Origin of the sequence: Streptomyces sp. NPDC090127 (genome assembly GCF_044746945.1) — a bacterium.
Classification (GTDB): Bacteria; Actinomycetota; Actinomycetes; order Streptomycetales; family Streptomycetaceae; genus Streptomyces.
In genome coordinates, this window is sequence record NZ_JBIVDE010000005.1 from 662,325 (window position 1) to 677,168 (window position 14,844).

The 14,844-nt window shown below is 74.7% G+C and carries 14 protein-coding genes; 10 read left to right on the forward strand and 4 right to left on the reverse strand.

Annotated elements, in window-relative coordinates; genetic code table 11:
* The first annotated feature begins 24 nt into the window (after positions 1–24).
* Together ACIPPS_RS21855 and ACIPPS_RS21860 are read left to right on the forward strand one after the other, a co-directional pair.
* Complete coding sequence (locus ACIPPS_RS21855) at positions 25–1,161, forward strand: hypothetical protein (protein WP_401434480.1); 1,137 nt, start codon at positions 25–27, stop codon at positions 1,159–1,161.
* Positions 1,158–1,646 (forward strand): GNAT family N-acetyltransferase, encoded by a 489-nt coding sequence (locus tag ACIPPS_RS21860; protein WP_401434482.1) that lies wholly within the window; start codon positions 1,158–1,160, stop codon positions 1,644–1,646. Before ACIPPS_RS21855 ends, ACIPPS_RS21860 begins: the two co-directional genes overlap by 4 nt.
* Before the next feature lie 121 nt (positions 1,647–1,767).
* On the opposite strand, the gene ACIPPS_RS21865 is transcribed toward ACIPPS_RS21860, so the two are convergent.
* A complete protein-coding gene (locus ACIPPS_RS21865; protein ID WP_401434484.1) occupies positions 1,768–2,910 on the reverse strand; it encodes an NADH-quinone oxidoreductase subunit D in 1,143 nt (380 codons plus the stop codon).
* A gap of 322 nt (positions 2,911–3,232) precedes the next feature.
* A complete protein-coding gene (locus ACIPPS_RS21870) occupies positions 3,233–4,207 on the reverse strand; it encodes an SAM-dependent methyltransferase (protein ID WP_401434487.1) in 975 nt (324 codons plus the stop codon).
* Positions 4,208–4,304: 97 nt separating this feature from the next.
* Here ACIPPS_RS21870 and ACIPPS_RS21875 point away from each other — a divergent pair, with 97 nt between their 5' ends.
* Together ACIPPS_RS21875 and ACIPPS_RS21880 are read left to right on the forward strand one after the other, a co-directional pair.
* Positions 4,305–5,510, forward strand: coding sequence for a sensor histidine kinase (locus ACIPPS_RS21875; protein WP_401434490.1), 1,206 nt, complete (start codon positions 4,305–4,307; stop codon positions 5,508–5,510).
* A gap of 18 nt (positions 5,511–5,528) precedes the next feature.
* The gene (locus tag ACIPPS_RS21880; protein ID WP_361956391.1) at positions 5,529–6,203 is read left to right on the forward strand and encodes a response regulator transcription factor; all 675 of its coding nucleotides are present in this window, start codon (positions 5,529–5,531) and stop codon (positions 6,201–6,203) included.
* Positions 6,204–6,339: 136 nt separating this feature from the next.
* On the opposite strand, the gene ACIPPS_RS21885 is transcribed toward ACIPPS_RS21880, so the two are convergent.
* Positions 6,340–7,428: a DUF5937 family protein gene (locus ACIPPS_RS21885; RefSeq protein ID WP_401434493.1), complete on the reverse strand. Its 1,089-nt coding sequence runs from the start codon at positions 7,426–7,428 to the stop codon at positions 6,340–6,342.
* A gap of 100 nt (positions 7,429–7,528) precedes the next feature.
* On the opposite strand from ACIPPS_RS21885, the gene ACIPPS_RS21890 reads away from it, so the two are divergent.
* Entirely contained in the window at positions 7,529–7,741 is a 213-nt protein-coding gene (locus tag ACIPPS_RS21890) for a hypothetical protein (RefSeq protein ID WP_401434496.1), read from the forward strand.
* Between the two features lie 148 nt (positions 7,742–7,889).
* On the opposite strand, the gene ACIPPS_RS21895 is transcribed toward ACIPPS_RS21890, so the two are convergent.
* Positions 7,890–9,149: a threonine aldolase family protein gene (locus ACIPPS_RS21895; protein ID WP_401434499.1), complete on the reverse strand. Its 1,260-nt coding sequence runs from the start codon at positions 9,147–9,149 to the stop codon at positions 7,890–7,892.
* 124 nt (positions 9,150–9,273) lie between these two features.
* On the opposite strand from ACIPPS_RS21895, the gene ACIPPS_RS21900 reads away from it, so the two are divergent.
* From ACIPPS_RS21900 to ACIPPS_RS21920, 5 genes are all read left to right on the forward strand, one after another.
* Positions 9,274–10,200, forward strand: coding sequence for a Rossmann-like and DUF2520 domain-containing protein (locus ACIPPS_RS21900; protein ID WP_401434501.1), 927 nt, complete (start codon positions 9,274–9,276; stop codon positions 10,198–10,200).
* Positions 10,201–10,343: 143 nt separating this feature from the next.
* Positions 10,344–11,321, forward strand: a complete 978-nt coding sequence (gene panC / locus ACIPPS_RS21905; RefSeq protein WP_401434682.1) for a pantoate--beta-alanine ligase — start codon at positions 10,344–10,346, stop codon at positions 11,319–11,321.
* Complete coding sequence (locus ACIPPS_RS21910; protein WP_401434503.1) at positions 11,318–13,021, forward strand: L-aspartate oxidase; 1,704 nt, start codon at positions 11,318–11,320, stop codon at positions 13,019–13,021. Before panC ends, ACIPPS_RS21910 begins: the two co-directional genes overlap by 4 nt.
* The gene (nadC, locus tag ACIPPS_RS21915) at positions 13,018–14,031 is read left to right on the forward strand and encodes a carboxylating nicotinate-nucleotide diphosphorylase (RefSeq protein WP_401434506.1); all 1,014 of its coding nucleotides are present in this window, start codon (positions 13,018–13,020) and stop codon (positions 14,029–14,031) included. Before ACIPPS_RS21910 ends, nadC begins: the two co-directional genes overlap by 4 nt.
* Positions 14,031–14,837, forward strand: coding sequence for a type III pantothenate kinase (locus tag ACIPPS_RS21920; protein ID WP_401434508.1), 807 nt, complete (start codon positions 14,031–14,033; stop codon positions 14,835–14,837). Before nadC ends, ACIPPS_RS21920 begins: the two co-directional genes overlap by 1 nt.
* Positions 14,838–14,844: the final 7 nt, after the last annotated feature.

Sequence of the window (14,844 nt, forward strand, 5' to 3'; positions counted from 1 at the left end):
CCTACGCACGGTAAATTTCAGGCCATGCCACGTGGACGCCACCGCCATTCACCTCCCCTGCACAAGCTTCTGCCGCCCTCCGCGGTCGCAGGAGCGTCGGTCGTCTGTGCCGCGGGCGCCTGGCTGCTCGCCGAACCCGTGGTGCTGCGGCTGCTCGTGGCCGCCGCCGCGGCGGCCGCGGTCACCGGTGGCGTCATCATGCGCAGTTGGGACCGGAGCGCCGGCCGCCAGGTCGCGGAGCTGACGCGCGCGCGTACGGCGGACCAGTGGAGGACCGAGGAGCGGATAGCGGAGCTCGAGGCCGACCTGGAGGAGTCCCGCGAGCTGCGGACCAAGCTGGACGCCAAGCTGCGCGCCAAGCGGGTCGAACTCGCCGGGCTGCGCGGCGAGCACGCCGCGCTGCTGCGCCGGTACGCCAACGCCGAGACCGAGCGGGCCAGCGCCCTTGAAGGCCGCAGGCAGCTCGCCCTGGAGTCGTCCGTCCCGGCCAAGGAGCTGACGACCGCCGGATCCACGCCCACCCCGGCCGCCTACCGCCAGGCCGCCGAGGCCCTGCGCGCCCTCACGCGCAACGCCGCCGCCCAGGAGGCCCGTCGTACGGCCGAGGCGGCCCGCAGCCGTGATCTGGCCGAGCGCGCCCGGGAGACGGAGGAGCCGCAGGGGAAGCACGCGGCGGCCGCCGGGAGCGAGCAGCACGCTCGACCGTCGACCGCCGTCGTCTCCGCCCCCTCGGCCGCTCTCACGGCCGTCCCCGCGTCCGCGGCCGCCGCCTTCCCCGCGTCCGCCCTCCCCGCCTCCGCGTCCGCCTTCCCCGCGTCCGCCGTTCCCGCGGTACGGGCCGTGCCGGCCGCCTCCGCGATCGTCCCCTACGCCACCCGCCGGCCCGTCCGCCCCGAGGGCGGCTTCGACTTCTTCGGCACGCAGGGCGCGCAGGGTGCGCCGAGTGCGCCGGGTGCGCCGGGCGCCGAGAAGGCGGACCTGCCGGCCATCGAGGCCGTGGAGGACGCCGACCTGGCGGACGTGGTGGGCGAGGAGGTCCTCGCCACCGTCGCCCGCCGCAGCCCCGAACAGCGCGCGATCGGCAACGTCATCGACCTGACCGCGCACGACGAGACCGAGCAGCTCGACGTGGCGGAGCTGCGCGGAGTGGTCGGCTCTTGACGACCGCTCCGCTCACCGCCGGCGGCCTGATCGCGCGGCGGGACGAGTGGATCGCCCTGTGCGCCCAGGCGTTCTGCGGACCGCCCTGGCACGAGCCTCCGCGCGGGGCGCTGCACACGGTGGAGCGGCTGCTCGGCATGGCGGCCCCGGGACAGCCCGGTTTCCGCTGCGTCGCCTCCTTCGACCCGCAGGGCGCCGTGACCGGCTTCGCCGCGGGCTGGCTCGACACCGTGCTCTCGGGCGGCGCGTACCAGGCCTTCGAACTGGCCGAACTCGTCGTCGCCCCCGCCCGGCAGGGCCTCGGCCTCGGCCGCGCCCTGCACGACGCGCTCCTCGCGGAGGCCGCCGGCCCCCAGCTGCTGATGACGCTCGACGTGCCCGAGCTGCGCGAGCGCTACGCACGCTGGGGCTGGACCGCGGTGGAGCTACGGCGCCCGGAGAGGGACCCGAGGGACTTCGTGGTCATGCGCCGCGCCGAGGCCTGACCGCCCGCCGTCCCGCGCTGCGACGGGCCGACCACGGCGCGATCGTGGGCCGACCAGGGGCCGAACAGGGCCGACCAGGGGCCGACGATGGCCGACCCCGATCACGGCCGACCGGGGGCGATCACTTGTCGATGTCGCCGACGACGAAGAAGAGCGAGCCCAGGATCGCCACCATGTCGGCGACGAGCGTGCCCGGCAGCAACTCGGCGAGCGCCTGGATGTTGTTGAACGACGCCGAGCGCAGCTTGAGCCGGTACGGCGTCTTCTCGCCCTTGGAGACCAGGTAGTAGCCGTTGATGCCGAGCGGGTTCTCCGTCCAGGCGTACGTGTGGCCCTCCGGGGCCTTGAGCACCTTCGGCAGCCGCTGGTTGATCGGGCCCTGCGGGAGCTCCGCGATCCGGTCGAGGCAGGCGTCCGCGAGGTCCAGGGAGTTGTGGGTCTGCTCCAGGAGGCACTCGAAGCGGGCGAGGCAGTCGCCCTCCTCGCGGGTGACGACCCGGAGCGTGTCCTGAAGCTCCCCGTAGGCGAGGTACGGCTCGTCGCGCCGCAGGTCGAAGTCGACACCGGAGGCTCGGGCGATGGGCCCGGAGACTCCGTACGCGTGCGCCGCCTTCGCGGACAGGACGCCGACGCCCCGTGTGCGGCCCCGGAAGATCTCGTTGCCGAGGACGAGCTTGTCGTAGACGTCCATCCGCGACCGCACGTCGGCCACGGCCGCGCGCGCCCGGTCGAGCCATCCGGCGGGCAGGTCCTCCTTGAGCCCGCCGACCCGGTTGAACATGTAGTGCATGCGGCCGCCGGAGACCTCCTCCATCACGGCCTGGAGCTCCTCGCGCTCCCGGAACGCGTGGAAGACCGGGGTGATCCCGCCCAGTTCGAGGGGGTACGAGCCGAGGAACATCAGGTGGTTGAGCACCCGGTTCAGCTCGGCGAGCAGCGTCCGCGTCCAGACGGCGCGCTCGGGGACCTCCATGCCGAGCATGCGCTCGACGGCCATGACGACACCGAGCTCGTTGGAGAAGGCGGACAGCCAGTCGTGGCGGTTGGCCAGCATCACGATCTGCCGGTAGTCCCGCGCCTCGAAGAGCTTCTCGGCGCCCCGGTGCATGTAGCCGATGACCGGCTCGGCCCGCTGGATCACCTCACCGTCGAGAACCAGCCGCAGCCGGAGCACGCCATGGGTCGAGGGATGCTGCGGCCCGATGTTCAGCACCATGTCGGTGCTCTCCGCCGCCCCGCCGATTCCGACCGTCGTCTCCGTCATGGGGACAGTATCCCCGGGACGGTCCGCGCCCCAGAACCCCTGTGGACAACCGTCCCGCGGAACGGACACGACCTGCACGCCACCCGGGCAGCACCAGGACCCACCACCCGGACCCCGCCCGGACCTCACCCGGACCCACCACCCGGGCCCCACCCGGACCCACCCGGACCCACCACCCGGACCCCCACCCGGACCCCGCCCGGGCCCACCACCCGGACCCCACCCGGACCCCGCCCGGACCCACCACCCGGACCCCACCAGGAGCCACCACCCGGACCCCACCCGGACACCGCCCCGGACCCCCACCCGGCCGTTCCGCGGCTCAGCCGTCCACCCGCCGCGTGAGCCACAGGAAGTCCCCGAGCCCACCGCGCGCGGTCAGCTCGGCCGCCGCCCCCGCGGCGCCCAGGGCCCGCACGTACCCGCCCGGATCACTCGTCGCGAGCGACAACGCCGGCCGCTCCCCCCGCACCCCCAGCCCCCGCAGCGCCTCCCGCTGGGTCACGACCTCCCCGCCCCCGCCGGCCGAGGCGCACGCGTCCATCGCCACATGCGCCGTCACGTCGCACGACCCGTCCGGCACCGGGGCCACCTCGCGCCCGCCCCGGAACCCGGTCAGCGTGCCGAAGGGCGGCCTGGACCCCCGTACATGCCCGTAGTCCACCGCCACCGCGCGCCCCGCCGCCACGCGGCCGACCGCCGCCGCCCACGCCTCGTCCCGCGTCCGCCCGATCTCCGCCCGCCCGCCGGGCTCCGTGAGCGGCCACCACCGCTCCAGCCACTCCGCGTCCGGCCCCTCGACGGCCCGCCCGAACCGTTCCGCCCCGTCCGCCGCCCGCACCTCGACGTACCGCACGACCCCCGCGTCGTCCACGCCCGCCACGTCCACCGGAACGTCGTCCAGCCACTCGTTCGCGAAGAGCAGCCCCCGGACGCCGTCCGGCACCCGGTCCGTCCACTCCACCCGCCGGTCGAGCCCCGACGGCCGCGCCGCGCGCTCGACGCCGTACGCCCGTACCGACAGATCCTCCCGGCGGGATACGGCCGCGAGGACCCCGGTCAGCAGCTCGCCCCGCCCCGCGCCCACGTCCACGAAGGACACCTCGCCCGTCCCCAGCTCCTCCGCCACCTCGGCCAGCAGCCGGGCGACCGCCTCCGCGAAGAGCGGGGAGGCGTGCACCGAGGTGCGGAAGTGACCCGCCGGGCCCTCGGGGCGCAGAAAGAAGCCCCCGGGGCCGTACAACGCCTGCTCCGTGGCCTCGCGCCACCCCTGCCACTGACACGTCTCATCCGTCACGGGCCCCAGTCTCCACCTTGGGGAGTACGGTCCCCGCGTCAAGGATCGGCCCCACGGTTGACCCCTGCACCTATCCGTCTTCCCTACGCTGGGTGACGTGCAGCGCCTCTACGACTTCATCCGCAGCCACCCGACGGGCGTCGACAGCTTCTGGGCCGTCGTCCTCCTCGGGTTCTCCGTGCTGTGGGTGGGTTCGACCTACCCGCCGGTCGGGCACCCCGTCGCGTACGTCGTCGTCGCGCTGCTGCTCTCCCTGGTCGTGGCCCTGCGGCGGCGCCAGCCCGAGAAGATGCTGGTGCTCACGGTCGTCGTGGGCGTCGCCCAGCTCGCCTTCGGGCTCATGCCGTTCTTCGCCGACTTCGCCATGCTGGTGATCATCTACACGGTCGCCGCGCACGACGGCCCCCGCTGGGCCTCCCGCCTGGCCCTCGGCGGCGGTCTGAGCGCCGCGACCCTCTCCCAGCTGCGCTGGTCGAACCAGCAGGAGATCGACTCCACGGCGGGCCACGTCTTCTTCACGATCATCATGACCCTGCCGTTCGCCCTCGCCTGGGTGCTCGGCGACTCCCTGCGCACCCGCCGCGCCTACTTCGCACAGCTGGAGGAGCGCGCCTCCCGCCTGGAGCGGGAGCGCGAGGCGCAGGCCAAGGTCGCCGTCGCCGCCGAGCGCGCCCGGATCGCCCGCGAGCTGCACGACGTCGTCGCGCACAACGTGTCGGTGATGGTCGTCCAGGCCGACGGCGCCGCCTACGTCCTGGACGCCTCGCCCGACCAGGCCAAGCAGGCCCTGGAGACGATCTCCTCGACGGGTCGGCAGGCGCTGGCGGAGATGCGCAGGCTGCTCGGCATCCTGCGCACCGGCGAGCACAAGGAGGTGGGGGAGTACGTGCCGCAGCCGGACGTCGAGCAGATCGAGGACCTGGTCGAGCAGGTCAGGAACGCCGGTCTGACCGTCGACTTCCGGATCGAGGGCACCCCGCGTCCGCTGCCGAGCGGCGTCGAACTCACCGCGTACCGGATCGTGCAGGAAGCCCTCACCAACACCCGTAAGCACGGCGGTCCGGACGCCGGTGCCAGCGTCCGTCTGGTCTACTTCGACGACGGTCTCGGGCTGCTCGTGGAGGACGACGGGCGCGGCGCGACCCACGAGATGTACGAGGACGGGGGCGCCGACGGCCGGGGCCACGGCCTGATCGGCATGCGGGAGCGGGTCGGCATGGTCGGCGGCACCCTGGACGCCGGACCGCGCCCCGGCGGCGGCTTCCGCATCAGCGCGCTGCTCCCGCTCAAGCCCGCCCACTGACGACCCCTAAGGATCCTCATGTCCATCCGCGTGATGCTCGTCGACGACCAGGTGCTGCTGCGCACCGGCTTCCGCATGGTGCTGGCCGCTCAGCCGGACATGGAGGTCGTGGCCGAGGCGGGCGACGGTGTGGAGGCGCTGGAGGTGCTGCGGTCGACGGCCGTGGACGTGGTGCTGATGGACGTCCGTATGCCCAAGCTGGACGGGGTCGAGACGACCCGGCGGATCTGCTCGGAGCCCGACGCGCCCCGGGTGCTGATCCTGACCACCTTCGACCTGGACGAGTACGCCTTCTCCGGTCTGAAGGCGGGCGCGAGCGGCTTCATGCTGAAGGACGTGCCGCCTGCCGAGCTGCTCGGCGCGATCCGCTCCGTGCACAGCGGCGACGCGGTGGTCGCCCCGTCCACGACCCGCCGCCTCCTGGACCGCTTCTCGCCGATGCTGCCGTCCTCCGGCAAGGAGCCGCAGCACAAGGAGGTGGAGCGGCTCACCGACCGGGAGCGCGAGGTGATGCTGCTGGTCGCCCAGGGCCTGTCGAACGGCGAGATCGCCGCCCGGCTGGTGCTGTCGGAGGCGACGGTGAAGACGCACGTCGGCCGCATCCTCACCAAGCTGGACCTGCGCGACCGCGTGCAGGTGGTGGTGCTCGCGTACGAGACGGGCCTGGTGCGCGCGGGCGGCGGCGCGGGCTGAGCCGTCTGAGGCGGCGGCGCGGGATGAAGCGCCGGTGCCGCCCCGGAGTGGGCGGCGGCGCGGGCTGAGGCGCCGGTGCCGCCCCGGAGTGGGCGGCGGCGCGGGCTGAGGCGCCGGTGCCGCCCAGGAGCGGGCGCTAGCGCAGTACGGCTTCGAGGAAGTCGCTGCCGAGGCGGGCGACGACGCTCACGTCCAGCTGGTGCAGGACGTAGCGGCCGCGACGCTGGGTGGTGAGCAGACCGGCCTTCTTCAGGACGGCGAGGTGCCGGGAGACCTCCGGCGCGGAGATCCCGTACGCGTCGGCCAGCTCGCTCGTCGTGTACGAGGCGCGGGCGAGGTTGCGGCACATCCGCAGCCGCATCGGGTGCGCGACGGCCTCCAGCCGGAGCTTGACGGTCTCCACGGGCGCGGTACCGGCGAGTTCGCGGCCGGAGACGGGGTACTGCACCACCGGCCACCAGCCCGGCGCGTGCAGGGCGAAGAGGTGCGGCCGGCCGAAGGCGGTCGGCAGGAACGTGACCCCGGCTCCCTGGGCGGTCGTCCGGCCGTGGACCAGCTTGTCGATGACGATCCGGTCGCCGTGGACGCCCTCCTCCAGGCTCACCGCGGGGGAGACCGCCGCGACCGCCTCCGCCAGGCCCTTGTGGCGCAGCAGCTCGGTCTTGTGGCGGGCGTCGGCCGCGAGCTGGACCCGGACGCGGCTCCACGTGTCGGCGAAGAACGCGTCGTCGCAGTCCTCCATGAGCCGCCGGATCCACGCGCGCGTGCCGGGCGGGTCGGCCAGCATCCGCTCCACGAACGCGGCCTGGCGCGGACCGCGCGCGGCGGCCAGGTCGAGGACGCGGCGGCGGGCGGAGGGATCGACGAGCGGCGAGGGCACGCCGTCGCCGTACTGGCTGCTGCAGGAGATCTCCAGCGCCGAGCCCACGAACTTCTCGTCGTCCATCAGGTCGAGGTCGGCGAGTTCCTCGGCGAGCGTCGCGCGCGGCTGGGCGGGCAGCAGGAAGTCGGACCGGGTGGACCGCCACATGAAGTCGGCCTCGTGCATCCGGTCGGCGAGCTCGGGCTCGAGACCGGCGGAGGTGGTCGTGGCCCAGGCGTGCAGCCCGGTGTGGTGCGCGGGCTCGGACAGCGCGTGCAGCGCCGCGCCCAGTTCGCCCAGCGGGGAGGGGCAGAAGACGATCCGCTCGTGCGGCAGCCCGGTGATGTCGATGGTCACGCTCACGCCCCTATGGTGCGGGGCGGTCAGGGGGTGCTGTCGAACCGTTTGACGGGCGGGGTCAATCGGCACGCCCGGGGCGGGCGGGCGGCGCCATCGTGAGGCCATGAACGCGATGCACCAGTACCTCTTCGACACCTACCGCGCGGCCCAGCACGGTGAGCGGATGCCGCCGGCGCCCGGTACCCACGACGTCGCCACCCTCCGCGCACTCCGCGACCGCCGCCGCTTCCGCGCGGTCCTCGCCGGCCGTCCGGCCCGGGGCCGCCTGCGGACGGCTGCCGCCCGTCTGCTCCGTACGCGCGCCCGGCCCTGCTGAGCCGGTGGCCGGGCCCGGGAGCACAGCGTCAGGCGGCGACCTGGGGCGCCCCACGTCGGCCGGCGTAGGCCCACGTCGGCCGGCGTAGGGCCGCGGCGCCCCGCGTAGCCCCACGGCGCCCCGCGTAGACCGGCGCCCCGCCGCCGGCCTACGGCAGCAGCGCCAGGAACGCCCGTACCGCCTCCCGGACGTCCGACTCCGTCCAGGTGAGGCCCGGTTCGCCGACCGTGACCTCCGCCATGGCCACCCCCGGCGGGCCGCCTGCCCCCGGGCCGCGCCAGCGGCGGAAGAGGACCGTGTCCGTCGACTCCGTCAGGGCCACGGACGCCGCCGTCAGGACGTCCGGGTCGTACGGCAGCCAGACCTGGAACTGGTGGGTGTGCGGCGGCTCGGGCCACACCCGGAACCAGGGCGCCCCCGCCTCCTCGAAGGCCGCCCGCAGCCACGCCGCCACCACGCGCGCGTGCGCCACGTACGAGGGCAGGCGGGGCAGCTCGCGGTCCAGGCCCCGCAGCGCGGAGACCGCCGCCGGGTACTGCTGGAAGACCTGGCCCCCGTACCGGTGCCGCCACACCCGGGCCTCCTCCATCACGTCCTCGGGACCGGCGAGCGCCGCGCCCGAGAGACCGCCCAGGGACTTGTAGAACGACACGTACACGCTGTCCGCGAGCCCCGCGATCTCCCGCAGCCCGCGCCCGAAGTGGGGGGCGCACTCCCACAGTCGCGCGCCGTCGACGTGCACCACCGCATCGCGTTCCCGCGCCGCGTCCACGACCTCCACCAGCTCGTCCCAGGACGGCAGCACGAACCCCGCGTCCCGCAGCGGAAGTTCCAGCATCAGCGTTCCGAACGGCTCCGGGTGGTCCCGTACCTCCTGCGCCGTCGGCAGCCTCGGCTCGTCCGTCGGGTGGACGGTCCGCAGCCCGCTCACCGACCCCAGGGCGCCGCCCTCGTGGACCTCCGGGTGGGCGAGCGGGTGCAGCGCGACGACCGCGCTGCCGGTCCGCCCGGCCCAGCAGCGCAGCGCCACCTGCTGCGCCATGGTCCCGGTGGGGAAGAAGACGGCGGCCGGCAGCCCCAGCGTCCGGGCGACCCGCCGCTCGACCTCCTCGACGAGACCGTCGCCGTACGCGTCCAGCCGGCCGCCGTCGTCCCCGGCGTCCGCGGCCCAGTCGGCGAGCTTCCGCAGGCGCTCCCCGACCGTGCCCTCGACCGGAGAGCACGCCAGCTTCCGCCGGGCGCCGCCCCACAGCGCGGCCTGGTGGCGCCGGGCTTCGGCCGCGTCCACGGGAGCGTGCCCGCCTGCGCCGGCGTCCTCGCGCACGCCCGCGCCCACGTCCTCGCCGACGCCGTCGTCCGTCCCCGTGTCCAGGCCTTCGCCCACGCCTTCGTCCACGCCTTCGTCCATGGCCCGATCATCACACCACCGCCCACACCCTGTGGACAGCCACGAAGGAGGGCGAAACGCTGGCGTAGCATGACCAGAAATCGTCCGGTACCCCCCGCGGACTGGAACGGAAGGCCGTTGCCGCGTGAACCATCCAGCTGAGTCCCGAGCAGAACCCCGAGCGGAAGACCGACCCGCGCGACTCACCGTCGGAGTCGTCGGAGCCGGCCGGGTGGGACCCGCCCTCGCCGCCGCGCTCCGGCTCGCGGGTCACCGCCCCGTCGCCGTCTCCGCGGTCTCCGACGCGTCCGTGCGGCGCGCCGCCGATCTGCTCCCGGACGTGCCGGTCGTGCCGCCCGCCGAGGTGCTCGCCCGGGCCGAACTGGTGCTCCTGACCGTCCCCGACGACGCCCTGCCGGGCCTGGTCGAGGGCCTCGCCGAGACCGGCGCCGTACGCCCCGGCCAGCTGCTCGTGCACACCTCCGGGCGGTACGGGGTGAAGGTCCTGGACCCCGCCCGCCGCGTCGGCGCCCTGCCGCTCGCCCTGCACCCCGCCATGACCTTCACCGGCACGTCCGTGGACGTCCAGCGGCTGGCCGGCTGCTCCTTCGGGGTGACCGCGCCCGTGGAGCTGCGGCTTGCCGCCGAGGCCCTGGTCATCGAGATGGGCGGCGAGCCCGAGTGGATCGCCGAGGAGTCCCGCCCGCTCTACCACGCGGCCCTCGCCCTCGGCGCGAACCACCTGGTCACGCTGGTCGCCCAGTCCATGGACCTGCTCCGCCAGGCCGGCGTCGCCGCGCCCGACCGGATGCTCGGCCCGCTCCTGGGCGCCGCCCTGGACAACGCCCTGCGCTCCGGCGACGGCGCGCTCACCGGCCCCGTCGCGCGCGGGGACGCTGGCACGGTCGCCGCTCACGTCGCCGAGCTGCGCAAGCACGCGCCCGGCACCGTCGCCGGGTATCTGGCGATGGCCCGCACGACCGCCGACCGGGCGCTCGCGCACGGCCTGCTCAAGCCCGAGCTTGCCGAGGACCTGCTGGGCGTGCTCGCCGACGGGGAGACCGACCGATGACATCGACGACCTTCGCCCTGGTCCGTACGGCGGACGAACTCCACGCCCGCACGGCCCGGACCCCAGCCCCCGCGGGCACGCCCCCCACCGGCCACCCCACGGCGGCCCCCACCCTCGCCCCCACGGCCGCCACCGCCGACCCCCTGGCCGAAAACCGCCGCACCGCCCCGCGTACGGCCGTCGTCATGACCATGGGCGCCCTCCACGAAGGCCACGCGACCCTCGTCCGGACGGCCCGCGAGTACGTCGGGCCGGACGGGTTCGTCGTCGTCACCGTCTTCGTCAACCCGCTGCAGTTCGGCGCCGGCGAGGACCTCGACCGTTACCCCCGCACGCTGGACGCGGACCTGCGGACGGCCGAGGAGGCCGGCGCGGACGCGGTCTTCGCACCCTCCGTCGAGGAGGTGTACCCCGGCGGGGAGCCGCAGGTCCGGATCAGCGCCGGCCCCATGGGCGAGCGCCTCGAAGGGGCCTCCCGGCCCGGCCACTTCGACGGGATGCTCACCGTCGTCGCCAAGCTGCTCCACCTCACCCGCCCCGACCTGGCCTTCTTCGGCCAGAAGGACGCCCAGCAGCTGGCCCTGATCCGCCGCATGGTGCGCGATCTGAACTTCCCGGTGGAGATCGTCGGCGTGCCGACCGTCCGCGAGACCGACGGCCTGGCCCTCTCCAGCCGCAACCGCTACCTCTCCGACGGCGAGCGCCGCACCGCGCTCGCCCTCTCCCGCGCCCTGTTCGCCGCGAGCGACCGGCTCGCCGCCCAGCACGCGCTGCGCGCGCGTGCCGCCTCGCTGCCCGGCGCCCAGGGCAGGGCCGAGACCCGCGCGGAGGCGCTCTCCCGGCTCGGCGAGGCCCGCGCCGCGGCCGACGCCCACGCGGTCGCCCAGGCGTCCGAGAGCGGCGGCGCCGGAGCCGTACGGGCCGCCGCCCGCGCCGTCGTGGACGAGGCGGCGAAGGCGGAGCCGCCGCTCACCCTCGACTACCTCGCCCTGGTCGACCCGGCCGACTTCACCGAGGTCGCCGACGACCACGCCGGCGAGGCCCTCCTCGCCGTCGCCGCGCGCGTGGGCGGCACGCGGCTGATCGACAACATCCCGCTCATGTTCGGAGCCACCAAGTGACTGGAATACGGCTGCACGCCGCCGAGCCCGGCTGGTCCACCGAGGCCGACGTCGTCGTGATCGGCTCCGGTGTCGCCGGGCTCACCGCCGCCCTGCGCTGCACCGCCGCGGGACTGCGCACGGTCGTCGTCACCAAGGCCCTCCTCGACGACGGCTCCACCCGCTGGGCGCAGGGCGGCATCGCCGCCGCGCTCGGCGACGGCGACACCCCCGAGCAGCACCTGGACGACACCCTGGTCGCCGGCGCCGGGCTCTGCGACGCCGGCGCGGTCCGGCTCCTGGTCACCGAGGGCCCCGACGCGGTCCGCCGCCTGATCGCCACCGGCGCCGACTTCGACAAGACGGCCGACGGCGAGATCGCCCTGACCCGCGAGGGCGGTCACCACCGCCGCCGCATCGCCCACGCCGGCGGCGACGCGACCGGGGCCGAGATCTCCCGCGCCCTGGTCGACGCGATACGGGACCGGGGCGTGCGCACCATCGAGCACGCCCTCGTCCTGGACCTCCTCAAGGACGAGGACGGCCGTACGGCGGGGGTGACCCTGCACGTCATGGGCGAGGGTCAGCACGACGGCGTCGGCGCCGTGCACGCCCCCGCGGTGGTCCTCGCCACCGGCGGCATGGGCCAGGTCTTCTCGGCCACCACCAACCCGGCCGTCTCCACCGGCGACGGCGTCGCGCTCGCCCTGCGCGCCGGGGCCGAGGTCTCCGACCTGGAGTTCGTCCAGTTCCACCCGACGGTCCTGTTCCTCGGCGCCGACTCCGAGGGCCAGCAGCCGCTGGTCTCCGAGGCGGTACGGGGCGAGGGTGCCCACCTCGTCGACGCGGACGGGGTCCGCTTCATGCTCGGGCAGCACGAGCTGGCCGAGCTCGCGCCCCGCGACATCGTCGCCAAGGCGATCATGCGCCGGATGCAGGAGCGGGGCGCGGAGCACATGTACCTGGACGCCCGGCACTTCGGCGCGGAGATGTGGGCGACGCGCTTCCCCACGATCCTGGCCGCCTGCCGCGCCCACGGCATCGATCCCGTCACCGAGCCGATCCCGGTCGCCCCCGCGGCCCACTACGCCTCCGGCGGCGTCCGCACCGACCTGACGGGCCGGACCACCGTCCCCGGCCTCTACGCGTGCGGTGAGGTGGCCTGCACGGGCGTCCACGGCGCCAACCGGCTCGCCTCGAACTCGCTCCTGGAGGGGCTGGTCTTCGCCGAGCGGATCGCCGAGGACATCGCCACGCGCGGCCCCCACCGCGAGGGACCGCCCGTCGTGCCCGCCGCCCCGTCGGTGCTTCCGCTGCTCCCGCCCGAGACCCGCGTCGAGATCCAGCGGACCATGAGCGCGGACGCCGGAGTGCTGCGCTCCGCCGGGAGCCTGGAGGCGGCCGCCGACGCCCTGGAGGCGCTGAGCCGCACCGCCGCCGAGGACCACTCCGGCAAGGCGGCCGAGCCGGGCGTCGAGTCCTGGGAGACGACGAACCTCCTGTGCGTCGCCAAGGTCCTGGTCGCCGCCGCCCTGCGGCGCGAGGAGACCCGTGGCTGCCACTGGCGTGAGGACCACCCCGAGCGCGCCGAGGACTGGCAGCGCCACCTGATCGTGCGCCTCACCTCGGACCGGCGGCTCGTGGTCCGCCGTACCGCCACCGCAGATTTTCCGCCCGTAACCGCCGATGTCGCCGACGCATCCAAGGAGCCGCAGTCGTGAGCACGCCCGAAGAAGCACGTCCGCAGCCCGTGGACGTCCCCCTCATCCAGATCAGCGCCCCCAGTGAGGACACCGGCGGCTGCGGTGACGGCTGCGGCTGCGCCGACGAGGTCTACGAGAGCGGCCTCGACCCGGCGCTCGCGCAGCTGCTCGCCGACGCCGGCCTCGACCCGGTGCAGGTCGAGGACATCGCCCACCTGGCGATCGAGGAGGACCTCGACGGCGGCGTGGACGTGACGACGGTCGCGACCGTCCCCGAGGACGCGGTCGCCACCGCCGACTTCACCGCGCGCGAGGCGGGCGTGGTCTCCGGCCTGCGGGTCGCCGAGGCCGTCATGTCGATCGTCTGCACCGACACCTTCGAGGTCGAGCGGCACGTCGAGGACGGCGACCTGGTCGAGGCGGGCCAGGTGCTCCTGAGCGTCACCACCCGCACCCGTGACCTGCTCACCGGCGAGCGCAGCGCGCTGAACATCCTGTGCCGCCTCTCCGGCATCGCCACCGCCACGCGCGCGTGGGCGGACGTCCTGGAGGGCACCGGGGCCCGCGTCCGCGACACCCGCAAGACCACGCCGGGCCTGCGCGCCCTGGAGAAGTACGCGGTGCGCTGCGGCGGCGGCGTCAACCACCGCATGTCGCTCTCGGACGCCGCGCTGGTCAAGGACAACCACGTGGTGGCCGCCGGTGGCGTCGCGGAGGCCTTCAAGGCCGTACGGGAGCAGTTCCCGGACGTCCCGATCGAGGTCGAGGTCGACACGCTGCACCAGGTCCGCGAGGCCCTGGACGCGGGCGCGGACCTGATCCTGCTCGACAACTTCACGCCCCTGGAGACGGAGGAGGCCGTCGCCGTGGTCGCCGGCCGCGCGATCCTGGAGTCCTCCGGCCGCCTCACCCTGGAGAACGCGGTGGCGTACGCGACGACGGGTGTGGACTACCTCGCGGTGGGCGGGCTCACGCACTCCTCCCCGATCCTCGACATCGGCCTCGACCTGCGCGAGGTGCGGGGCTGATGCTGCTCACCATCGACGTCGGCAACACGCACACGGTCCTCGGGCTCTTCGACGGCGAGGAGATCGTCGAGCACTGGCGCATCTCGACCGACCCGCGCCGGACCGCCGACGAGATGGCGGTCCTGCTCCAGGGCCTCATGGGCATGCACCCGTTGCTAGGCGTCGAGCTGAGCGACGGCATCGAGGGCATCGCGATCTGCGCGACGGTCCCCTCGGTGCTGCACGAGCTGCGCGAGGTGACCCGCCGGTACTACGGCGACGTGCCGGCCGTCCTCGTCGAGCCCGGCGTCAAGACGGGCGTCCCGATCCTCACGGACAACCCGAAGGAGGTCGGCGCGGACCGCATCATCAACGCGGTCGCCGCGGTCGAGCTCTACGGCGGCCCGGCGATCGTGGTCGACTTCGGCACCGCGACGACGTACGACGCGATCACCGCGCGCGGCGAGTACGCGGGCGGCGCCATCGCGCCGGGCATCGAGATCTCGGTCGAGGCCCTGGGCGTCCGGGGCGCCCAGCTGCGCAAGATCGAACTGGCCCGGCCACGCAGCGTGATCGGCAAGAACACGGTCGAGGCGATGCAGTCCGGCATCGTCTTCGGCTTCGCCGGCCAGGTCGACGGCGTGGTGGCCCGGATGAAGCGCGAACTGGTCGGCCGCGACGGCGACCCGTCCTCCGTGACCGTGATCGCGACGGGCGGCCTCGCCCCGATGGTCCTCGGCGAGTCCACCCAGATCGACGAGCACGAGCCGTGGCTGACGCTGGTCGGCCTGCGGCTGGTGTACGAGCGCAACGTCTCGCGGATGTAGCGGCCAC

Excerpts from the sequence above, each read along its gene's own strand:
- ACIPPS_RS21895 (WP_401434499.1), bottom strand. The coding sequence starts at position 9,149 with ATGGACGAAGGCGTGGACGAAGGCGTGGGCGAAGGCCTGGACACGGGG.
- ACIPPS_RS21855 (WP_401434480.1), top strand. The coding sequence starts at position 25 with ATGCCACGTGGACGCCACCGCCATTCACCTCCCCTGCACAAGCTTCTG.
- ACIPPS_RS21890 (WP_401434496.1), top strand. The coding sequence starts at position 7,529 with ATGAACGCGATGCACCAGTACCTCTTCGACACCTACCGCGCGGCCCAG.
- ACIPPS_RS21920 (WP_401434508.1), top strand. The coding sequence starts at position 14,031 with ATGCTGCTCACCATCGACGTCGGCAACACGCACACGGTCCTCGGGCTC.
- ACIPPS_RS21880 (WP_361956391.1), top strand. The coding sequence starts at position 5,529 with ATGTCCATCCGCGTGATGCTCGTCGACGACCAGGTGCTGCTGCGCACC.
- ACIPPS_RS21865 (WP_401434484.1), bottom strand. The coding sequence starts at position 2,910 with ATGACGGAGACGACGGTCGGAATCGGCGGGGCGGCGGAGAGCACCGAC.